Consider the following 22,236-nt stretch of genomic DNA (forward strand, 5'->3'; position numbering starts at 1 on the left):
ACAAAATCCATTAATTTGGACTATTCCTAGATAAGCAAAAGGCTCACGATATTGTGAGCCTTTTTATTTGAAGATAAGCGATGAACAGCTATCGATTTGGATGATTAAGTATGTGGTCTTCCCAATCTATGACATCAATCTCATAAACCACTTTATTCTGAACGGTTTCACCTGCCGCATGCATTTCTGCTTTAGAACCGGTAATTAGTGGATGCCATTCAGGAAGCGGCTTGTCTTCGGCTAGAAGACGGTAGGCGCAGGTATCGGGCAACCAGTGAAACTCATCGATTTTGTCGCGAGTTAGCTTTAAACACTCTTCACCCGAATTAAAGCGATTTGGGTAGTCTTTACACGAGCACGTTTTATCATCAAGCCAGCTGCACGCCACATTGGTGTAATACACTTCGTCACTGTCTTCATCCATGAGTTTATGCAGGCAACACTTTCCACAGCCATCGCACAGAGATTCCCACTCTTGCTCGCTCATATCATGGAGAGGTTTTGATTGCCAAAATGGAGAAGTCATAGCTTTTATCTTCAATTCGAAATGGATGCGTTTTATACCGTTACTGCCTATAAACTTCAAGGTTATTTTGCCCTATCAGATATAGAATGTATCATCTCACTGGTATTGATGGGCGATCGTTTGCTATTATCCGCTCCCCTTTGCTTCTGGTGTAATTACATTATGGATTGTCGTCTTCATTGTGGTGCTTGCTGTATCGCGCCAAGTATATCCTCTTCAATTCCTGGAATGCCCAACGGCAAGCCTGCTGGAGAGCGCTGTATTCAGCTTGATGACCAAAACCTGTGTAAGTTATTTGGTAAGCCAGAAAGGCCTAAGGTTTGTCATATGTTCAAAGCCTGCCCTGATATTTGCGGCACAACCAACCAACACGCTATGAAGTCTCTCACTGAACTTGAGCGACTAACCTAGCTGTTTAGCAATACTCACGAAGCCTTCCAGATCTTCACTATTACGTTTCATTTGCCCAAAACGCTCTGATTTAATCACCTTCTAACATCAATCCAGTAACACCTCATAACCATTGGTTAACACCGATATACCCACTGGTCATTGGTTGCATAACATACGCATATGCATAATAGCGCTCACTCGCTCCCAACCTTTGGATATACAAAATGAAAAACACACTTTTAGCGTTAACAATTGCAACTCTTGCTGCACCTTCTGTAATGGCTACTGAATACTTCGTCGGTGGTGGTCTTGGTTATCATTCTGCTACGACAGAAATTAAAGCTGGTGGGGAAAGTAGAGACAAAAAATCAAAGGGGTCGGCTTTTCATATCCGTGGCGGTGCTTACCTAGCTGAAAACCACCGTGTGACTGGTACAATAAACTTTACTGGCGACAATGACCTCATTAATTCAGGTGTATATGATATTTCAGGTGAAGGTTTCGACATGGAAACCAATATTGACCTCGCACAAACTGAATTCTTAATTTCATATGACTACATACATAATCTAAATGAAAAGTTTTCTGTATTCGGTGGTGCAACTATCGGAATGGTTAAGAATAAATTAACTATAGATCATACGGACTTTGATGATTCAGATTACTCTTTTAAAGAAAGTGGCGATGAAAGTGATTTTGTATATGGCTTACAAGCAGGCGTTCAGTACAAAATAACTAACGAGATTTCAGCAGATCTTCAATACCGTCACATGTTTGAGTCATACTCAGAAACTGGTCCTAATGATGTAGTTAAGTACTCTATCCCGAACAACAGCGAATTCACTATCTCACTAGATTACCGTTTCTAATTGAGAACAATTTACTGCCTAATGCCTTAAGTATAGGGAGTGTACTTTAGGCATTATTTTTTCTTTATTTAGTCCAGCAAAGCAAAAATAAGAAAAGCCCGCCCAATATTCATTAGGCGGGCTTTTTGCTATCTAGTTTTTGCATTAACCTTTATTTTGCTTCGCTTCAAACGCCGCCATCTGCTCTGGTGTTGCTTTCGGCTGATGGTTCTGCTTCCACTCATCGTAAGTCATGCCGTAAACGCGCTCACGAGCGTCATCAATATCAATCTCTAGGTTGTTCTGCTCAGCTTCTGCTTTATACCATTTACTAAAACAGTTGCGGCAAAAGCCCGCCTGAATCATAAGATCAATGTTCTGAACGTCTTTATTCGCATCTAGATGAGCTAAAAGACGGCGAAATACCGCCGCATCCAATTTGTCTTGATCTTGTTGAGATAGGTTTTTGTATTTAAATTCAGCCACTTTACAATCCTTACTTACTTGTTTTATTTATCGTTTGATTATGTTCAATTCGTTTGAAAACTTAAATAAAAAAACGCTCAGACCGAGATCTGAGCGTTTTAATTTAAACTAAATTTAGTGTTGCCTAGCGCGAAGGTAATCTCTCGGCCTAAGAGCCTTGAATACCAACAATCAACCACGGTGCATTTTCTTGAGTCAAGTCACGCTCTAGGTGCCAGATATCTTCGATGTCTTCTTCAACACCTTCTGCTGCATCACGGTATCGACCACTGAACTTAAGGCTCAATTGAGCTTTTGTCGCATCGTAATCGGCACGTACAATCTCAGCATCGACATACATAACTTCAGTATGTTGTTCACCTTCTGCTTTTGCACGTTCCGCTTTTAGGTCTTCAAACAAACTTGGAGATACATACTCTTGAATCGTATCTAACTCATTATGATTCCACGCACCTTGTAGGGTACGGTAGTGTTCACGTGAACCATTAACAAAAGCCGCTTGGTCAAATGATGGCGGGAAGTTATGTGGCACATCACTTTGTGCACCAAAACCACCAGTAGCGTTTGCTGTGCTTTGATTTGGGGTTTCTGTTTTTTGCTCAAAGTTATGAACGTTTGGCTGCTCAAATTTTTGATTTGTTCCACCAAATGCCGGTTGCTGGCGATGCTGGTTCATGCTGCCTTGCTTAGACCCCAACATGCCTCGTAAAAACTTAAACGCTAAGAAAGCAATTAGCCCCATGATCAAGATATCCATAAATTGAATGCCTTCAAATGCACCGCCAAAGAATGCAGCCAATAGGCCACCAGCTAATAGACCGCCCATCAGGCCACCCATTAAGCCACCTTTAAGGCTTGTATTCTGTGTTGCGCCTTGGTCTCGGTTTACACGGCTAGTATTTGTTGTTTGTTGTTTTGGTGCAGGTGCCGTTTTAAAACTTTTACCAAATGATTTACCACCACCGAACCTTTTTGCTTCGGCAAGGGGAGCTACAACGACTGATACCATAAGTAACGCTACCAGTGAAAAAATCTTTTTCATGCTTTTCCTCAAGGAAATAATTATAGAAGCACGTTAATCATAACGACTTCGTAACACTATGCAAACTATCAAATTAGAATGTGTGTATCAGAATATTGCAAATATAGTGTGAGTTAGTTGACGCTTTGCCTTTGCTTCCCTAGAATATTGAACGTTGTTCATAATTAGTTAGTTACCATGGCCCGTAGAAACGATCACACTCGCGAAGAGCTTGTTGCTCTTACCCTTAACACTGTTAAAGAATTTTTGGCGGAACAGCCTCATCATGAGCTGAGTCTAAGAAAAATCGCTAACTTGATTGGCTATGTTCCAAGTACGTTAGTAAACGTTTTTGGTAACTACAATTTATTGCTGCTTCACGCTGTTGCCCAGACTCTTGATGAGTTGGGAGAAGAGGCTCACAATGTCATGGAAAGATGCAGTGACCCTCAGTCGGCTCTTTATGAACTCGCCTATTGTTATCATGACTTTGCACAAAAACACCCCCACCGTTGGCAGTTAATTTTTGCTCATAATATGAACGGTGAAACACTGCCACAGTGGCAATCTGAACGAATTGACAATATGACGGGTATGCTTGAAAGCTTACTGCGCATTATTGCGCCTCAAAGAACAGAAAGCGAAGTATTACAAGCAAGCCGTGTATTGTGGTCTGGTGTTCATGGTATTACACTTTTAAGTGTTGATGACAAGTTCTTCGCAGCCACACCAATAGATGGTAAAGAGCTTATCGAGAACTTACTGTCTAACTACCTCACTAACTGGTAACAATAAGGACCTGCAATGCCAGAGCATCCTCAGGCTTCGTTACTAACAAAAAAGCGCTTTTTACCCTATTTTGTCACTCAGTTTTTTGGCGCTTTTAACGACAATATATTTAAAAATATTCTATTGCTCTTTGTCGCTTTCGCTGCGGTTGGGAGCTTGCCATTTTCTAGTAATCTGTTTATTAATTTGGCGGCTGGCCTTTTTATTCTTCCATTCTTCTTATTTTCAGCATCTGCAGGCGTATTGGCCGATAAATATGAGAAGTCTCAGCTTATTCGAATTATTAAACAATTTGAAATCGGCATCATGTGCTTGGGCGCAGTAGGGTTTATTACCGAAAGTTATACCATCTTACTGATCTTGCTTTTTTTAATGGGAACTCAATCGGCTTTCTTCGGCCCCGTTAAGTATGCTCTTCTCCCACAGCACCTAAAATCTGAAGAACTGGTTTCTGGGAATGCTTTAGTTGAAACAGGGACATTCCTTGCCATTTTACTCGGTACACTCGCCGCTGGAGTCATCGCCTCCGCAGATCATGCCAAGTACATTGCCGCACTGTGCGTTGTCGTCTCTGCCATTATTGGATACTGTGCGAGTAGATCTATTCCAAGTGCGCCAGCCACAGCACCGGAGCTCGAGTTTCGTTGGCAACCTATTAAGCAGACGAAATCAACACTCGCCATTGCTAAGTCTGATAGAGTCATTTTCATCTCAATCATGGCCATCAGCTGGTTCTGGTTTTTGGGCGCGACATACTTAACTCAGTTTCCTAATTTCACTAAGTTGCACTTAAACGGTCAAGAAAGTGCAGTTTCGTTTCTATTGGCACTTTTTTCTGTTGGTATCGCTATTGGTTCTCTGGCTTGTGACAAGCTTTCTAACCATAGAATCGAAATGGGTATTGTGCCGCTTGGTAGCCTTGGGATTACTATTTTTGGTTACCTGATGATTTCGAGTATTCCGGAATCACTGCCCCTATTTACCAGCTTTCTAGAATTTGTGTCTTATCAACCTCTTTGGCCGGTGTTTATTTGTCTGCTTTTACTTGGAGCATCAGGGGGGATTTTTATTGTTCCTCTTTATGCACTTCTACAGCAAACGGCCAAACCAAAACAGAGAGCCCAAGTGATCGCCGCTCTCAATATTTATAATTCACTCTTTATGGTAGGCAGTGCCATTTTAGGCATTGTTTTCTTATCAGTATTAGAACTCAGCATTCCTCAACTATTCACCATGTTGGCGATAATGAACTTTATTATTGCTATCTACTTGTGCATTCAAGTGCCGATCTTTGTTGTTCGCTTTCTGGTGTGGATTTTGACCCACACTATGTATCGAGTTCAGCATAAAAATCTTCACCACCTGCCTAAAGAAGGTGGTGCTCTGATCGTGTGTAACCATGTCAGTTATATGGATGCGCTACTTCTTAGTGCCGTTTGCCCACGATTAATTCGCTTCGTAATGGAAGAAGATTATGCCAATTTACCTCCCCTGAGAAAGTTCCTAAATCGTGCTGGTGTTATCCCAATTTCAGCCAGTCGGAAAACCTCCATCCGACGGGCATTTCAAGAAGTTGAAGCCTCATTGAAGGAAGGGCATATCGTCTGTATTTTCCCAGAAGGTAGCTTAACGTCCGACGGAGAGGTTGCTGAGTTTATGCGAGGCATGGACATCATATTAAAACGCAGTCCTGTTCCTGTCATTCCTATGGCGCTTAAAGGCTTATGGGGGAGCTACTTTAGTCGCTATAAAGGGAGCGCCTGTAAAGGGCTACCTAATCGTTTCTGGTCTAAGATTGAAATTGAAGCGGGTGAACCCGTCGCACCTAATGAGGCGTCTGCGAAACACATGCGCGAGAAAGTGTCCCTTTTACGTGGCGACTTCTACTAGCAAGTTAAGAGAAACTAGTTGAGGGCTTAATTAAGGCTGTTCAGTTTTACTGAACGCCTGTTAAAAACATTAAGACTGACTGATCTTATTTTTCATATACACTGAGCGCTCTTTTCGTCGATGAACATGAATATGAACCAGATAAAACATCACATTCCCTTTTGGCTAGCCGGACTTTTTTGTTTAACGCCTTACGCTTCATCACCTACCGCGTTAGTGATTGGTTTCCTCTTGGCAAGTTTTGGCCTAATTCCTAACAATATCGCCATAGGAAAAATGACGAAAAAATTATTAGCCATTTCAATTGTGGGTTTAGGGTTTGGGATTAAGCTGGAAGAAGCAATTGCTGTCACATCCAATGGGATTGGCATCATTATCACAACGATTGCCAGTACACTCGTTATCGGATGGTTTTTCGCGAAAGCAATTGGCTTAGATAAAGTCACTGGTTATCTAATTTCAGCAGGAACCGCAATTTGTGGGGGAAGCGCGATTGCGGCTGTGTCTCCTGCGATCAAAGCAGATGACGATAAAACCGGACTCGCTTTAGCCGTTATTTTTGTGTTGAACTCAATAGCACTCTTCATTTTTCCAGTGATAGGACATACCCTAGGGCTCGATCAACAGACTTTCGGCACTTGGGCTGCCATCGCTATTCATGACACCTCTTCGGTTGTTGGGGCTGCTTCAGCTTATGGTGAGGAAGCGTTAACAACGGCTACTACCTTAAAGCTGGCTCGTGCCTTATGGATCGTTCCTATCGCTCTTATAAGTTCATTTATCTTTAGTAGCGAGTCGAAAAAAGTCTCTATTCCTCTGTTCATTATTTTCTACTGCGTCGCTATTGTCGTAAGTGACTTGCTGCCACAGTTTGAAATGCTCTATAACGGGGTCTTTGCGGTGGCAAAACAGATGCTCGTGGTTTGTCTGTTTTTAATCGGCTGTGGGATTTCTATTGAGAAATTAAAGGCGGCGGGGCCTAAACCATTGCTCTTTGGTGTCGCTCTTTGGAGCATCATTTCCATCACTTCACTCGCTTGGTTAACGTTAGCATAAGCTGAGCGACAGAGGCTTTAGAGAGCTACAACTCTTTAGCCTCTTGCGTAATCGACGAGCGTCGTTTGTTGTACTTGACGCTTACTACGAAACAAATTAAACCTAGAAATGCCGTAAGTTCAGCTAAAGAGCGTATTAACCCTTCGGTATTAATCGCTAATGCGATCAGTAAAACCACCGCTGTTATTAAAAGAGCCTTCATAACTCACCTATATACTTGATCCGTCTAACGCACTGCATCTATTATGAGTTATCGTTATATAGTGTGAAATTCTGTTTTGGACTATTTAATATCAAAAGTAACTAACCAGATTATTCAATGAGCAATGGTTAATCTAACTGCCCTTCTATCCACTGAATGAAAGTTCGTACTTTCGGTCTTTTCTCTGTACCTAAGGGGCACAGTAATTCATAGCCTAAATCCGTCTCCATGCTTGGATAAGGTGCCACCAATTCACCTGAATTTATATAGTCACTGACAAAGTGAAGGCGCCCCATGGAAACACCAACATCACTCAAAGCGCATTTAACGCCCATTTCTCGGTGACTGACACAATAAAACTGGTTAAATAGGTTCACATCAAGATTAAAATGCTTAATCCATCGCTGCCACGCATCCGAGCCTAATGCATGAATAAAATTGATTCTGTGCAGCGAATCTAGCCCATCTTCAAAAATTCGATGCTTCTTCGCGTATTCAGGAGTGCAGACAGGGATGTATTTTTCTCCAAACATTCGTTGTCGATACATATCTTTCAGTTCATTTTCACCATAGTAAATAGCGATATCTAATTGATTATTATGAAAGTCTTGCTCCTCTTGAGAGAAAATATTGAGATTAAATTTAGGGTAACGTAATTTGAAATCGTTGATTCGAGGGATCAACCAGTCACTTGCAAAAGCGGGGCTAGTACCTATATTTATCTGGCCATAGAGATCCGCGTTATTAATATCTTCAATTTCACCAAAAATCGTGCTCAGTGACTTTGATAATGTTCTTTGAAACCTTTCCCCCTCTTCCGTTAACACTAATTTACGTGTCCCCCTAACAAACAGATTAAAGCCAAGCTCACCTTCTAAAACTTTAATTCGGTGACTGATCGCCCCCTGCGTTAAATGCAGCTTTTTTGCGGCAAGTGTAAAGCTCATTTGTTGAGCAGCAATATTAAAAGTGTGCAGATTTCTTAGCAGTGATTGATGGTTAGTCATAACTCGTAACCCATTAAATTTTTTAATCCATACTACTATTCATTTCGTTTGTTTGCATCGATAAATAAGTTTTTAATACGCCCAGATAACAACAGTGCAAGCAGCATCAATTATTGACTACATTTGATCGGTTTTGGCGCATTAAAAATTACTAATCTATTGAAAACTTAGGGGCATACATGAATATTCTTGGATATATGCAAAAAGTAGGCAAGGCACTGATGGTTCCAGTTGCAACACTTCCTGCTGCTGCAATTCTTATGGGCATAGGCTATTGGCTTGACCCTGTCGGTTGGGGCTCAGAGAGCATCTTAGCGGCATTTTTAATTAAATCTGGTGCAGCAATCATCGACAATATGGCCGTACTTTTTGCCGTTGGTGTATCATTTGGACTAAGCCGTGACAAAAACGGCTCTGCAGCACTGTCTGGCTTTGTTATGTTCTTAGTCGTGACAACGCTACTTTCGCCTGGCTCAGTGGCACAACTGATCGGTGTCGACGCAAGTGAAGTGCCTGATGCGTTTGGAAAAATAAGTAACCAATTTATCGGTATTATCATCGGTATTATTTCAGCTGAGATTTACAACCGTTACTCTAATGTTGAACTACCACAAGCTCTGGCTTTCTTCAGTGGTAAGCGTTTAGTTCCTATCCTCACCTCTATTGCTGGTATGGTTTTATCATTTGCATTGCTATACATCTGGCCTGCAATCTACGACGCTTTAATTGCATTCGGTATTAAACTTGAAAGCATGGGCGCGCTAGGCGCTGGTCTATTCGGTTTCTTCAACCGTCTATTCCTATCGGTTGGCATGCATCATGCCTTATACCCTGTATTCTGGTTCGACGTTGTTGGTATTAACGATATCCCTAACTTCCTTGGCGGTGCGCAATCTATCGCTAACGGTACTGGTATTGTGGGTAAGACAGGTATGTACCAAGCTGGTTTCTTCCCTATCATGATGTTTGGTCTTCCTGGTGCTGCACTGGCTATGTACCACTGTGCCGATGCTAAAAATAAGAACCAAGTATTCGCAATCATGATTGCCGCTGCAATGGCATCTTTCTTCACTGGTATCACAGAGCCGCTAGAATTCAGCTTCATGTTCTTAGCGCCTCTACTGTTCCTTTTCCACGCAATTTTAACGGGTATTTCTCTTTACATTGCTGCAAGCATGGAATGGATGGCTGGCTTTGGTTTCTCGGCTGGTTTCGTAGACTTTGTTCTATCGAGCCAAAACCCACTTGCTAACAAGTGGTATATGCTAATCCCTCAAGGTCTTGTTTTCTTCGCACTTTACTACGCAGTATTTCGCTTCGCTATCATCAAATTTAACTTACCGACTCCAGGTCGCGGTGAAGAGATGGAAGCAGAATCTGAATCAGGTAACACTGAAGAAGGTTTAGCCATCCTAACTGATAATTACATCGCCGCTCTTGGTGGTGCAGAGAATATCCTAGAAGTGGATAACTGTATTACTCGCTTACGCTTAACAGTGAAAGACTCTTCTTTAGCAGACAGTGATACGCTTAAAAAGCTTGGCGCTGCAGGTGTCGTGAAAGTTGGCAAAGGCGGCCTACAAGTTATCATTGGCCTTGGTAAGGTCGATAAGGTTGCCGCTCAGATGAAAGTTGTTTTAGCTAACTAAGCTTCAACCTAATTAAAAGTAACACGTTTTGAAATTGTGGTGGCCTCACCTCCACCACGCCCCCCGAAGTGCAGGAACGATTAGTCACCGATTCTGCACTTCACTTTATCTGCTAGATAATGTCCTTCTCTCAAGCCTACCCTTCCCTCCAGTACTCCAATAAAGTAGCCGAGGTTTCTAACTTCCTTTTGATTATTTACAGAAATTAATTACGAGATTTGTTCTGCTAACCATGACCTTAACTCTTCTCTCGAGACTTTCATACCTTTATTAATAAGTTCAGCGGGTATAGGGTAATACGCCTTCGGCCATTTAAATTTTTCTAACCTCTGTTGCAAAAATATCTCTACGTTTAGAGACTTAATAGAGCCAAGGCTTTCTAACAGTGCGACAGGTCGATACCCAAATTCTCTGTCTTTAACAGGGACAATAAAGGCCTGAATGATGTCGGGGTGCTGATTCAATTGCGCTTCAATCTCTTCACAATGAATGTTCTCACCGCCAGAGATAAATTGATTATCTGCACGGCCAATAATTGTGAGCTCTTCATCACACCAAACGCCTAAATCTTTACTATCAAACCAACCGCTTTCGTCAACCAGAGGCGTCACCTCCCCTTGATAAAAATACCCACACGCCAACGTTTTTCCGCTAACAAAGATACGTTGATTCACTATCTTAAGATCACGGTTTGGTAATAACTTACCCGAACTTGAATTCTCATTTACCTTTTTTGCAGTCACCGTGGAAGCGGTTTCGGTCATCCCATAGCCCACCCAAGTGTCGATGCCTTTTCTTGCGCATTTAGCTAGAAGTACTGAAGGAATATGACTGCCACCTAGTAGCACTCTTGAAAGGGTAAGTGGCTGCTCACTATCAATGAGACGGTTTAACTGGGTAGCCACCAAGGAGGCGTGTGTGACGTCTTGTATATCAAAACTAATATCCCCGCTACCGACCTTCAATTGACCACCAGCAGATAGCCAGCGATAAACTATTGCCATTCCTGATACATGGTACATCGGTAAACTGAGTAGCCAGGTATCTTCCGTCGTATAGCTGAACACTTGTAGTAACCCATCAGCAGAGGCGAAGTGTTGTTTATAATTGTGAGTTACGGCTTTAGGGACCCCTGTAGAGCCTGAAGTAAAGATGATTGACGCAAGCGTATTGGGATCAATACTGGTTACGGTTTCTCTATCTAAAACTGCATTCTGATGTTCTAGAGTGAGAACCTTACAGTCCTTATGAATTTCAATCTGTTCTAGCTCAGTGAATCTTTGCCAAGTCTCTTCTGAGAACCACAAATATCGAGTTTGATTTTGTTGGTACAAACAGTCTAGTTTTTGCTGCAACTTAGCCCTTGGTTGCGGCATTGTTATTGCACCAATCGCGCCTAACTCACAACATGCTAAATAGACAAACAGCGTCTCTGGCTGGTTCTTCCCTACTAAAGTAACAACGTCGCCCTTAGTAACGCCTGCTAACTTAAGTTGGTACGCGTAGTCGTTTACTTTCTGACTAAGTTGTTGCCATGTATAGCTCTGTTGAGGGGTAATAAGCGCACAAGAAAATGGGCTCTGAAGAGCCCACTGTTTCATTGCTGACTGAGTCGTGAGCAAAAGATTATCTAACGGCATTAGGACTGCCACATAAGTTGCTGCTCGCTCAAGTAGCGCATTGGCAGCGTTGACTCTGGCCAAGATGTTTCGAGTTGATACTGGAACAGATTTAACGTGTCTAGCCCAGGGACTTCTTCTGGTAGGTAGCGTTTTGACAAGCGTGCGAGCTGACTTAAACCTAGACTTGACTCAATACTTGAGCTGATCACCGCCTGAATACCCAACACTTTTGCTTTTTCAATTAAGCCGATACAACGCTGAACAGAGCCAATTAATGTCGGTTTAATGACAATGGCTTTCGCTCCGGTAAGATCTTCCAAAGCAAAGTCATGTTTTTGAACCGCGTGTTGAAGTGTTTCATCCCAGGCGATGGCAATACCTGTGTCTATCGCTAAAGAAAAACTGTCTCCCGGTACCATACAAGGCTCTTCCAAGTAATTAATGCGCTGACGTAGCGAGGGGGCAATATAGGAAGCGAACTTCTGCGCCTTTTCTAAGGTCCATGAACGGTTCGCATCTAAACGTAGCGAAAGTTCGGGAACGGATTCAAGTAATAGACTAACAATCATGCCATCGCGAATCGGCTCGTAGAGACCGACTTTAACTTTCGCGACTTTTTTCCCTTCCATTGCACTGAGTACGGGAATAAGCTCATCTGGATCGCCACTGCACAAAGGTGCAGCACGATAGTTACCTTCTTCAGGTAATTCGCCTGAAAGCTCTAATTCAGCCATGGATAAGCCAAATGCGACCGATGGATAAAGTTCATCGTAATCAAACTTATCACCTGCAACCCACATTTCTAGCTGTTGCTGAGCTTGAATTCCTGCTTCTTCGGTTGTTTCAACACTAAAGCCAATTAAGGGGGCAATTTCACTGCGGCCAATTCGACCATTTTCGGTAAGCTCTACGATAAAGCCAACACGTTCTGTGAGCTTATGATTTCGTAAAATAACACCGCTATCCATAGGTAGCTGATAACGATACAGTTTAGCTGATTTCATATAAGATTCCGCTTTTGCAATGCGCGATCATGAGTAGTACATAGACCACCAAATCAGGGAATAAGTTCATCCTAAAACTTGCCAATCCAAGGTATCAAATCAAGTAGACCGCTAAATACTGAGATTTCTTTTCTCAAAAGGCAAAATGCACTCATCAGTTACATACATTTCGCCTAATCACTGTTGTTTTGCCGAGTAAAGAATCAGTGTCTATGGATTACGCGGGTACTTATCGAAATCAGGACGGCGCTTCTCATTAAAGGCATTGCGCCCCTCTTGGCCTTCCTCTGTCATATAGAACATCATGGTCGCATTACCTGCGAGTTCTTGAAGGCCCGCTTGACCATCACAGTCAGCATTCAGTGCCGCTTTCAAGCAGCGCAGTGCCATTGGGCTATGTTGTAGCGTTTCACGAGACCAACGGATCGCCTCTTTTTCTAGATCGGCAACAGGAACCACAGTATTCACTAATCCCATATCCAGCGCTTCTTGTGCATCGTAGAATCGACACAAGAACCATATTTCTCGTGCTTTCTTTTGACCAACAATACGAGCCATATATGAAGCACCCCAGCCGCCGTCAAATGAACCGACTTTCGGACCAGTTTGGCCAAATTGTGCATTATCTGCGGCAATGGTTAGATCGCACATCATATGCAGAACATGACCACCGCCCACGGCCCAACCCGCTACCGCAGCGATAACCGGTTTAGGACAAGTACGAATCTGACGCTGGAAGTCTAGTACGTTAAGGTGATGCGTACCGCTGTCATCTTTGTAACCACCGTAATCGCCACGGATACTTTGGTCACCACCAGAGCAGAACGCTTTCTCGCCCAGCCCAGTTAAAATAATGACGCCAACTTTTTCGTCGTATCGTGCATTTGCAAGCGCATCGATCATCTCTTTAACAGTTTGTGGGCGAAACGCATTGTGTATTTGAGGGCGGGCAATAGTAATTTTGGCGATACCATCTGACGACTTATGGTATTGGATATCTTCGTACTCATTGGTACAGTCTTGCCAATCAACGGGTGCATAAAGCTCTTCTTCGGTAATTCCTACTGTTTTTGCCATCTTATATGTCCATTTATTTGATTAAATACTCATCTAACATGAGCTGAAATTATTCTATTTCTCTTTCATAAAAGCCGTTCACAAACTGATGAACCACTTGTGCAAATTGCTCTGGGCACTCTTGATGTACGTTATGCCCAGCCCCTGAAACCTTGCTGTAGCGCAAACCACTTTTAAACGCTATTTGGCTAAACTTAGTGTCTTTTTCACCACAAACATAGTGCATGGGAATCGCGAGTCTTGTTAGTGCAGCAAGCAAATGCTGTTGCTTTGCCAAAGAGGTCGCGAGCAACACCTTTGCAATAGAGCAACCAAGATTAGCACTACGTTTGAGTTGTAATAGTTGTTTTTGCTCATGGTTTAGTGAACTAAAAACACCTTGCTGATACCAATCGATTAACACTTGTTCAATTGGCTCATGAATGAAACGTTCTGCCCACCTTTCATCGTTCGACAGTCTCTTCTGTTTATTCTCTGCATCGAGTAAACCGAAGTTGCCCCCTTCGATCACTAAGCCTTGAAGGTTAAGCGCTGAAAATCGACAAGTTGCTGCGCCATGCATTGCAATTCTCCCCCCCATCGAGTAGCCAATAATCACAATCGGCTGCGCTTTGGGCAAATGTGCTATCAGCGCCTTAGAAATCATATCGCAACAATCATCAAAGTCGTAGCACGTCATTTCTACACTTTGACCGTGTCCCGGAAGATCGATGGTAATACAGGAAAATGAGTGAAGCCGATCAAGAGTTGCCGACCAATCCTCGCCACTACCTAACAACCCATGAAGAAAAACCAGCGTTGGTTTCTGTTGATTATGAGGTTGATGGAAGTGACGACTATGCAGCATGAATGATTTTTTGGAACTCTTTTAGTTGATTGGACGCTTCGCCTGGGGTGGTCAGTACTTCCACAATAAGCGCGCCACTCCCCTTAGTTAGATGTCGAGTCACACTCTCTACACATTGAGAAAGAGTCGTTGGCCTATCGTAGGCCAAACCAAATTGTTTAGCGGCATAGTCAAATTGATAGCCATGTGGCATTTGATAAAGCGCTTTTTTTTGCTCTTCAGGGACCGGAAGTAAATCGAATATTGCACCACCGTCATTGTTTGTCACGACAATAACCATCGGTACTTTTTGATGAGTTAATAAGGCCAAAGAGTTGAGATCATAAAGCAAAGAAGTATCACCAATAAACATCAGCAATGGTCTTTCTGTTTCTCTTAGAACACCACTCGCTGTTGCGATCAATCCATCAATACCAGAGGCGCCACGATTAGTATAAACGTCTCGTTGGTTTAGGGCCGAAAACATATCAACTAGGCGAATAAACAGACTATTGCCAAAGAAAAGAGATACATCCTTTTCAATAGAGTCATTAATTGAACCTAACGAATAAGCCAAGCTTAACTCTGTTAATCGATCACCCTGAACCAAAAACCTGTCTGCTTGTCGTGCCACGTTATGAGATAACGGCGTTAATGCATCCGCCCAACCCAAATGAACCGGCTCTATCTCGGCTTGGCTGTGCTGCAAGCCGTTCAGCTGAGCGTGTAGCCAATCTGAAATAGGGGCAACATAGTGGATTTGGTTTAGGTGTGCTTGATTATTTCTATCTTCACTAGGATCAATAAAGTAGTAGTCACATCGAGAATCAGATAAGTGTGCCTCTAGCCATTGATTTAATCGCTTAGAGATCACTCGGGAACCAAACTGTAAAATGACGTCACACTGATTCAGGATAGCTTGGTGTTGAGGAAAAACTCCAAGATTTTGCAACCAAAGGTCGTAATGCGCCCAGTCACTGCTTACTCCAGATTGTGGGTCGCATAACACGGGCCAACCTAGCTTAGCAGCAAACTCCAACACGTTAATCGCATCATGTCGGCACACACTGCCAATGACAATAAGCCCCTTCCTAGTAAAAAGATCATCATGGGCTAAATGGTTACGCTGGCCGACGCTCTTCCTAGTGTAACAATCGCTTCCCTCTTTCCACCTATTGACTGAGTCTTGGTAATCTTGGAAGAGGGTTTTATCTTCATCTGAATAGAGCGGTTCTGGAAATGGGCAGTTGATATGTACAGCAGAGCCTATTCGAGCTTGCTGATGCAGGACATCATCAACACTTGTTAGTAACCAATTTAAGGAAACTTGCTCAGACGGGCTTGGAAGACTTAATTCACGAGTGACATGATTTGAAAATAGACCTCGTTGCTCTATCGCTTGGTTAGCACCACACCCAACCAACTGTTGTGGTCGATCTGCACTTAACACCACCAGCTTTTCACCAGTAAGCTTAGCTTCCGCAATCGCGGGAAGTAAATTAGCAACTGCAGTCCCCGAAGTGACAATAATCGCAACCGGTCGTTTACTTGCTTTCGCCATTCCTAAAGCTAAAAAGCCCAATCCACGCTCATCAAAGTGAGTATGAATATTTAGCTTTGGATTTAAGTCTGCTTCAAGAGTCAGAGGTGTAGAACGGGAGCCTGGGGCAATGCACACCTCAGTAACACCAAAGCGAGTAAGCTCTTCTAAGACTGTCTCACACCAAATACGATTCATCACCGCTTGATGCGGCATCATGAAGCAACACCCAAAGGCGCACTATCGGAAATGAGAGAAAGGAGAGTCGACATTTTTTTATCCAGCTCTTGCCACTCAAGACTGGCATCAGAGCCTGGCACAATACCGGCTCCGGCAAAAAGTTGTACTTGATCATTCACCACTAGCGCACTTCTAATCGCCACACAAAACTCCGCTTTCTTATGGCTTACGTACCCAACAGAGCCCGCATACCAGCCACGTGCAAAGGGTTCATTTTGACGAATAAATTCAATCGATTCTTTTCGTGGTAACCCAGCTACTGCCGCGGTTGGTTGCAACGCGCTTAACAGTTGTACGCCATTGGTCCCTTTATTCAGGTGTGCTCGAATGCTTTTCTTCAAGTGCTGAACTTTACGCAGCCTAACAAGCCGCGTGTCCTGCTCTACATGGATCTCTTCTGAATGCGGTGTTAATCGGTCAACGATGTCATCAACGACATATTGGTTTTCGTTTAAATTCTTAATATCTTGCGATAACCAATTCGCCAGTTTCATATCTTGAGCAGCATTTAAGCCGCGCCCTATCGTTCCCGCCAGCGCTTCAGTATGCAGCTCTTGCCCTAAACGTGAATACAATCTCTCAGGGGTTGACCCCATGAAGCTGTGTTTCTGATCCAAAGCGATTAGGAAATGAAAACTATGGTGGTTTTGTTGGTAACTCGCTTTAAGAAGCTGGGCTGCACATACCGGTTTATCAAGCTGTAATACCGTCTTTCGAGCTAATACCACTTTTTTAAAATCACCGACCGCAATGCCATCTAATACTTTATCCACCAAGCTTTGCCAATCCGAGCTACTCGGAGTGTGCTCAACACGGTCTATATGAGAAGAAAGAGGCAATAAAGGTGCAACGTCAAACTGAAGCTTGCTTAAAGAGGCTAATGTCCGTTGTTTATCGATCGTAATATTGGCGACGAGTGAGTACGAATCATCAAATCGAATTAATTCAATTTGTGGCAAGAAGAAAAATGATGGCATGCAACGACGGTTTTTCTCTGTATTCCCGTCAAAAGAACGGCCACCCCAAATTCGTTGCTCATCACCTAAGATTGCATACGCGGGTGCAGGGTCAGAAAAAGTATATAACTGACCAAGTGCAACCACCTCTTCACGAGTATCTCGAGACTGCCAATAGAACTTTGGAAATATCGGCTGGGCTTCTAGCCAATCGATAAAAGCAATATTAGGATTTTCTTCAAGAACTTGAACTAGACGTACTTCGCCATCTTTGGCGTTCTTTACACGTTCAATGAGTTCAGAAACAGCTTGATGAAAATGCGACAAACCAACCTCGTATATCAATGATATTGCTATTATTAGATGGCTACTTTATTTATAGACTCCTTTCAAATCAAGACTGTCACACACTTTTTCCATATTCCTGTGATAACAAACGTACAAAGATCAATCATCAGATAAATAAATGGTAGATTTTAATTCTATCAAAGCCAAAATTGAGATACTTTAAATATATAATTGAATTATTTTTTGGGATTACGCAATGCAAAATATCGGGATGTCGTCAAAACTCGATAATGTCTGCTACGACATTAGGGGTCCAGTACTCAAACATGCTAAACGCATGGAGGAAGAAGGGCATAAAATTCTTAAACTGAACATTGGTAATCCCGCCCCTTTTGGTTTTGACGCCCCAGATGAAATTCTTGTTGATGTAATTCGTAATCTGCCTACTTCGCAAGGTTACTGTGACTCAAAAGGGATCTACCCAGCTCGTAAAGCCGTCGTTCAGCATTACCAAAAGAAAGGAATACATTCACTTGATGTAGAAGATGTCTACATCGGTAACGGTGTTTCTGAGCTTATTGTGATGGCGATGCAAGCACTGCTCAATAACGGCGATGAAATGTTAGTACCCGCGCCTGATTATCCATTATGGACCGCTTCTGTGGCATTATCAGGCGGTAAAGCCGTTCACTATATGTGTGATGAAGAATCCGATTGGTACCCCGATCTTGACGATATAAAAAAGAAGATCGGTCCTAAGACTCGTGGCATCGTCCTCATCAACCCTAACAACCCAACAGGCGCAGTATACAGCCGAGATTTCCTGCTAGAAGTCATTGAAATTGCTCGCCAGCATAAACTCATTATCTTTGCGGATGAAATTTATGACAAAGTGCTTTATGACGGCGCAACGCACACCTCTATTGCAACGTTAACAGAAGATGTCTTGGTTGTTACCTTTAACGGTTTGTCGAAAGCTTACCGCGTTTGTGGTTTCCGTGGTGGTTGGATGTTTTTAACCGGTCCAAAGCATACTGCCGCTGGTTATATTTCAGGTTTGGAGATGCTTGCCTCGATGCGTTTGTGTGCCAACGTTCCGATGCAGCATGCCATACAAACCGCACTTGGGGGCTACCAAAGTATTAATGAGCTTATTTTACCGGGTGGACGCCTACTAGAACAGCGCGATCGAGCTTGGGAGCTGATCAACCAAATCCCTGGTGTTTCTTGTGTGAAACCGAAAGGCGCAATGTATCTGTTCCCTAAAATTGACACTAAGAAATACAACATTAAAGATGACCAAAAAATGGTCCTTGATTTCCTTATTCAGGAAAAAGTATTGCTGGTACAGGGTACCGGCTTTAACTGGCCTAAACCCGATCACTTCCGTATCGTCACTTTGCCGCATATCGAAGATTTGGAAACAGCAATCGGGCGTTTTGAACGCTTCTTAACGACTTATAAGCAATAAATACTGACTTACTAGATACGTAATACATGGATGCTTTCTCACAAAGGATACGGTCTTTTAAAGACAGGTATTTATAAAATGAGAAGGTGTCCATTTTTGTTTTTTCTTATTTAGCTTATGCTTAAATGAATGGTAATACTCAAGGATAGCTATTGTTATGGATGATTCTCCCACCGTAAAAGAGAGCCATTTTTTTGCGCACTTAGCTCGAATGAAATTGATTCAGCGCTGGCCTTTAATGCGCTCAATTTCGACAGAGAACATTTCTGAGCACAGCCTTCAAGTCGGCTTTGTGGCTCATGCACTTGCAGTCATAAAAAACAAAAAGTTCAACGGCACACTAAACCCTGAACGAATCGCTATTTTGGGCATGTATCATGATACAAGCGAAGTGCTTACCGGCGACCTCCCTACCCCTGTTAAATATTACAACGCAGAAATAGCAAAAGAGTATAAAAAGATTGAAGCCGCAGCGGAGAAAAAGCTGCTCTCAATGCTTCCTGAAGAGTTCCAGGAAGATTTCGCACCTTTCCTCACAAGCCAAGACGCTCACCCAGAAGACGCCGCAGTCGTTAAACAAGCCGACACGATTTGTGCTTATCTAAAATGCCTAGAAGAACTCAGTGCAGGGAACCACGAATATGCGCTGGCCAAAAAGCGTTTAGATATCACCCTAAAAGAGCGAAGCACCGATGAAATGGAATACTTTTTAAATACTTTCGCACCTAGTTTTGAGCTGTCACTCGATGAAATCACCTAATTGTGAACGCTGTAAAGCGAGCTTAACTACACTTTGATTAACAACTAAAAATTTGTAGGTGTTGTGTGTCAATAACGAGCGACCAAAAATTACTGCGATTAATAAAGTACTTACCAATGGTCATAATTGGACTTTCTCTCTTGGTACTCGTTACTATCGTGTTATCAGCCAATCGAACGGCTTTGAAAGAGGATCTCGCCACCCTTCATACTGGGTTTTATCAAACACAACGTGACACGATCCAATACCGAGTGGCAAATGTCATAGAACAAATCGAATTTGAAAAATCAAACACAGAGAGAATCCTAAAAAACGATATTAAAAACCGAGTTGATGAAGCAGTAGCAGCGGCAAATAATATTTATGCTCAAAACCAACATCTCAATAAATCTACCGTCAGTAAAATGATCACAGATGCTCTAAGACCGATACGCTTTAATAATGATCGCGGATACTTTTTCATCTACCAGCTCGACGGTACCAATGTTATGCACCCCATTTTGCCTCATGTAGAAGGGAAATCTCTTTGGGATCTGCAAGATGCCCGCGGTGCCTTTGTCATCAGAGATTCAGCAGAGCTAGCTCAAACACAAACACAAGCATTTCACCGCTGGTGGTGGGTGAAACCAGACGCCATCGATCAGGAATTTGACAAAATCGGGTACCTCTCGCTATTTAAGCCTTTTAACTGGTTTATCGGAGCTGGCGATTATGTTGTGGATGTCGAAGAAGATATTCAACATCGTCTAATACAACGTTTTTCGGATTATAGTTATGGTGAAGGCGGTTACATCTTTATTATGAACAGTAAAGGGGAACTGCTCTCACACCCCAATCAATCCCTTATAGGGGTAGGAAGATTGGACGCCCAAGATAGTAACGGAACGTATTACATACAGGAGCTAATCAATCAAGCGCGTAGTGGCGGCGGTTTTGTCGAATACCAGTCCAGTTATACCCCTATTGGGACCATGACACCCGATAAAATCAGCTATGTAAATTATCTGCCCGATTGGGACTGGATAATCGGTACTGGTGTGTATACCGAAAAAATCGATGGTTTTCTCGCAGAAAGAGAAGCGTTGATCCAGCAAAAAAATTCAGAAGAAGTATTGAAAATCACTTTTTTAGGGATAGTGGTTTCTCTGGTATTGGCGGCTCTGTCTTTATTTATCGGGAATGCGGTTGGTCATCGATTTTTACGCTTACAACATAAGATTAAGCAAGACTTTCATGAGCTAGAAGAAACCAAAAACCAGCTTCAATATCTCGCACTGCATGACAGCCTAACCGAATTACCAAATCGACTGTTCTTAATTGAGTTTATTGATCGCCAAATTAAAAAATGTCAATTGAATGGTCAGTCTCTTGCCATCATGTTCGTTGATCTCGATGATTTTAAAAAAGTAAATGATGCTTTTGGACACTCAATCGGTGACCGCCTATTGGCAAAAGTGGGGGCTCAATTTGAAACCTTGCTCAATCAAGATGAAATTGTCGCTCGGTTTGGCGGGGATGAGTTTGTATTTTGCTTCTCTAATCTCTCTAGCGTCTTAGAAGCTGAAGAAAAAGGCGCACAAATAAGTCAGACCTTCCTAAGTGATTTCCTTATTGCTGGTAAAGTTATTTCATCAACGTGCAGCATTGGTGTCTCCATCTATCCTCAAGATGCGCGAGACTCTGAGGAGTTAATCGCTAAGGCAGATACCGCACTTTACACTTCGAAAGCCCGTAAAAAAGGACAAATTCTTTTTTATGATGAATCCATCAATCAACAAGTCCAATACGAACTCACTTTAGAAAAAGAGCTTCGTTGTGCGCTGGAACGTAACGAACTCTCCATGGTCTACCAACCTCAGATTGCTCTGAGCAACGGGAAACTAGAGGGCGTGGAAGCACTCATCCGCTGGGAAAACCCGACGCTAGGGCATGTATCACCTGTAGAGCTCATTCGTAAAGCAGAAGAAATTGGCCTTATCCATGATATTGGAAAGTTTGTCATCGAGCGTTCGTGCCAACAGATAATTGAACACTATCCTAATGGCGCTAATAGTATCGCACTATCTATTAACGTATCCCCTAGCCAGCTTATAGCTAAAGGGTTTGTGGATACTTTAACGGCCATCGTCGATGCTCGCGGTATTGCTAGGGAACGCATCACGGTTGAGATCACTGAAAACGTATTGATTAACGACCTAGAACTCGTCACGCCAATTTTAAAGCAGATCAGAGAGCAAGATTTCTCGATTTCTCTTGATGACTTTGGCACTGGGTTTTCATCACTCAGCTACCTGTCTAATCTGCCAATAACGGAGATAAAAATCGACCGGAGTTTCATTGATAAACTGCTAGTCAGCAAGCAAAGTGATGCCTTGATTAAAGCCATCATCGCGATTGGTGATTCACACTCTCTCACAGTAGTGGCGGAAGGTATTGAGTCTTTAGATCAATACCGCAAACTTAATCAATACCAATGCAATCTCGGTCAGGGCTACTACTTTTCCAAACCTATTTTAATTCAAGAACTTGTAAACTATCGTAATGACCGTACATTAGACTAAAGGCCATCCATAATAGAAGGATAA

20 protein-coding genes are annotated in these 22,236 nt (G+C 42.7%); 9 read left to right on the forward strand and 11 right to left on the reverse strand.

Annotated features, from left to right (window positions below; translation table 11 throughout):
* Positions 1 to 88: 88 nt before the first annotated feature.
* A complete protein-coding gene (locus tag KP803_RS02045) occupies positions 89 to 526 on the reverse strand; it encodes a YcgN family cysteine cluster protein (RefSeq protein WP_248007163.1) in 438 nt (145 codons plus the stop codon).
* A 162-nt stretch (positions 527 to 688) separates the two neighbouring features.
* On the opposite strand from KP803_RS02045, the gene KP803_RS02050 reads away from it, so the two are divergent.
* Positions 689 to 937: a YkgJ family cysteine cluster protein gene (locus KP803_RS02050; protein ID WP_248007358.1), complete on the forward strand. Its 249-nt coding sequence runs from the start codon at positions 689 to 691 to the stop codon at positions 935 to 937.
* A gap of 206 nt (positions 938 to 1,143) precedes the next feature.
* Complete coding sequence (locus tag KP803_RS02055; protein WP_248007164.1) at positions 1,144 to 1,788, forward strand: outer membrane beta-barrel protein; 645 nt, start codon at positions 1,144 to 1,146, stop codon at positions 1,786 to 1,788.
* 144 nt (positions 1,789 to 1,932) lie between these two features.
* Here KP803_RS02055 and KP803_RS02060 read toward each other — a convergent pair whose 3' ends face one another.
* Together KP803_RS02060 and KP803_RS02065 are read right to left on the reverse strand one after the other, a co-directional pair.
* The gene (locus tag KP803_RS02060; RefSeq protein WP_248007165.1) at positions 1,933 to 2,253 is read right to left on the reverse strand and encodes a DUF1244 domain-containing protein; all 321 of its coding nucleotides are present in this window, start codon (positions 2,251 to 2,253) and stop codon (positions 1,933 to 1,935) included.
* Positions 2,254 to 2,401: 148 nt separating this feature from the next.
* Positions 2,402 to 3,295: a Tim44 domain-containing protein gene (locus KP803_RS02065; protein ID WP_248007166.1), complete on the reverse strand. Its 894-nt coding sequence runs from the start codon at positions 3,293 to 3,295 to the stop codon at positions 2,402 to 2,404.
* Positions 3,296 to 3,472: 177 nt separating this feature from the next.
* On the opposite strand from KP803_RS02065, the gene KP803_RS02070 reads away from it, so the two are divergent.
* From KP803_RS02070 to KP803_RS02080, 3 genes are all read left to right on the forward strand, one after another.
* Positions 3,473 to 4,063, forward strand: a complete 591-nt coding sequence (locus tag KP803_RS02070) for a TetR/AcrR family transcriptional regulator (protein ID WP_248007167.1) — start codon at positions 3,473 to 3,475, stop codon at positions 4,061 to 4,063.
* Between the two features lie 15 nt (positions 4,064 to 4,078).
* Complete coding sequence (locus KP803_RS02075; protein ID WP_248007168.1) at positions 4,079 to 5,953, forward strand: MFS transporter; 1,875 nt, start codon at positions 4,079 to 4,081, stop codon at positions 5,951 to 5,953.
* A 132-nt stretch (positions 5,954 to 6,085) separates the two neighbouring features.
* Positions 6,086 to 7,009: a YeiH family protein gene (locus KP803_RS02080; protein ID WP_248007169.1), complete on the forward strand. Its 924-nt coding sequence runs from the start codon at positions 6,086 to 6,088 to the stop codon at positions 7,007 to 7,009.
* Positions 7,010 to 7,034: 25 nt separating this feature from the next.
* Here the strand turns inward: KP803_RS02080 and KP803_RS02085 are convergent, their stop codons facing one another.
* Together KP803_RS02085 and KP803_RS02090 are read right to left on the reverse strand one after the other, a co-directional pair.
* Positions 7,035 to 7,211, reverse strand: coding sequence for a hypothetical protein (locus KP803_RS02085; protein ID WP_248007170.1), 177 nt, complete (start codon positions 7,209 to 7,211; stop codon positions 7,035 to 7,037).
* A gap of 128 nt (positions 7,212 to 7,339) precedes the next feature.
* A complete protein-coding gene (locus tag KP803_RS02090) occupies positions 7,340 to 8,218 on the reverse strand; it encodes a LysR substrate-binding domain-containing protein (RefSeq protein ID WP_248007171.1) in 879 nt (292 codons plus the stop codon).
* A gap of 179 nt (positions 8,219 to 8,397) precedes the next feature.
* Here KP803_RS02090 and nagE point away from each other — a divergent pair, with 179 nt between their 5' ends.
* Entirely contained in the window at positions 8,398 to 9,867 is a 1,470-nt protein-coding gene (nagE, locus tag KP803_RS02095; RefSeq protein WP_248007172.1) for an N-acetylglucosamine-specific PTS transporter subunit IIBC, read from the forward strand.
* A 209-nt stretch (positions 9,868 to 10,076) separates the two neighbouring features.
* Here the strand turns inward: nagE and menE are convergent, their stop codons facing one another.
* The 6 genes from menE to KP803_RS02125 all read right to left on the reverse strand — a co-directional run bounded on the left by menE (position 10,077) and on the right by KP803_RS02125 (position 17,459).
* On the reverse strand, positions 10,077 to 11,507 hold the full coding sequence (menE, locus tag KP803_RS02100) for an o-succinylbenzoate--CoA ligase (RefSeq protein WP_248007359.1): 1,431 nt from the start codon (positions 11,505 to 11,507) through the stop codon (positions 10,077 to 10,079).
* Positions 11,507 to 12,493 (reverse strand): o-succinylbenzoate synthase, encoded by a 987-nt coding sequence (gene menC / locus KP803_RS02105; protein WP_248007173.1) that lies wholly within the window; start codon positions 12,491 to 12,493, stop codon positions 11,507 to 11,509. The genes menE and menC overlap by 1 nt, the downstream gene beginning before the upstream one ends.
* A gap of 210 nt (positions 12,494 to 12,703) precedes the next feature.
* Positions 12,704 to 13,570, reverse strand: coding sequence for a 1,4-dihydroxy-2-naphthoyl-CoA synthase (gene menB, locus KP803_RS02110; protein ID WP_248007174.1), 867 nt, complete (start codon positions 13,568 to 13,570; stop codon positions 12,704 to 12,706).
* A 49-nt stretch (positions 13,571 to 13,619) separates the two neighbouring features.
* A complete protein-coding gene (menH, locus tag KP803_RS02115; protein ID WP_248007175.1) occupies positions 13,620 to 14,417 on the reverse strand; it encodes a 2-succinyl-6-hydroxy-2,4-cyclohexadiene-1-carboxylate synthase in 798 nt (265 codons plus the stop codon).
* Positions 14,407 to 16,155 (reverse strand): 2-succinyl-5-enolpyruvyl-6-hydroxy-3-cyclohexene-1-carboxylic-acid synthase, encoded by a 1,749-nt coding sequence (menD, locus tag KP803_RS02120; RefSeq protein WP_248007176.1) that lies wholly within the window; start codon positions 16,153 to 16,155, stop codon positions 14,407 to 14,409. The genes menH and menD overlap by 11 nt, the downstream gene beginning before the upstream one ends.
* Positions 16,152 to 17,459: an isochorismate synthase gene (locus KP803_RS02125; protein ID WP_248007177.1), complete on the reverse strand. Its 1,308-nt coding sequence runs from the start codon at positions 17,457 to 17,459 to the stop codon at positions 16,152 to 16,154. The genes menD and KP803_RS02125 overlap by 4 nt, the downstream gene beginning before the upstream one ends.
* A gap of 217 nt (positions 17,460 to 17,676) precedes the next feature.
* Between KP803_RS02125 and KP803_RS02130 the strand changes: the two genes are divergently transcribed.
* The 3 genes from KP803_RS02130 (at position 17,677) to KP803_RS02140 (ending at position 22,212) form a co-directional block, all read left to right on the forward strand.
* Positions 17,677 to 18,891, forward strand: coding sequence for a pyridoxal phosphate-dependent aminotransferase (locus tag KP803_RS02130; protein ID WP_248007178.1), 1,215 nt, complete (start codon positions 17,677 to 17,679; stop codon positions 18,889 to 18,891).
* Positions 18,892 to 19,048: 157 nt separating this feature from the next.
* Positions 19,049 to 19,651 (forward strand): 5'-deoxynucleotidase, encoded by a 603-nt coding sequence (gene yfbR / locus KP803_RS02135; protein WP_248007179.1) that lies wholly within the window; start codon positions 19,049 to 19,051, stop codon positions 19,649 to 19,651.
* A 116-nt stretch (positions 19,652 to 19,767) separates the two neighbouring features.
* On the forward strand, positions 19,768 to 22,212 hold the full coding sequence (locus tag KP803_RS02140; RefSeq protein WP_248007180.1) for a bifunctional diguanylate cyclase/phosphodiesterase: 2,445 nt from the start codon (positions 19,768 to 19,770) through the stop codon (positions 22,210 to 22,212).
* Positions 22,213 to 22,236 lie beyond the last annotated feature (24 nt).

Origin of the sequence: Vibrio amylolyticus, assembly GCF_023145695.1 — a bacterium.
Taxonomy (GTDB): domain Bacteria; phylum Pseudomonadota; class Gammaproteobacteria; order Enterobacterales; family Vibrionaceae; genus Vibrio; species Vibrio amylolyticus.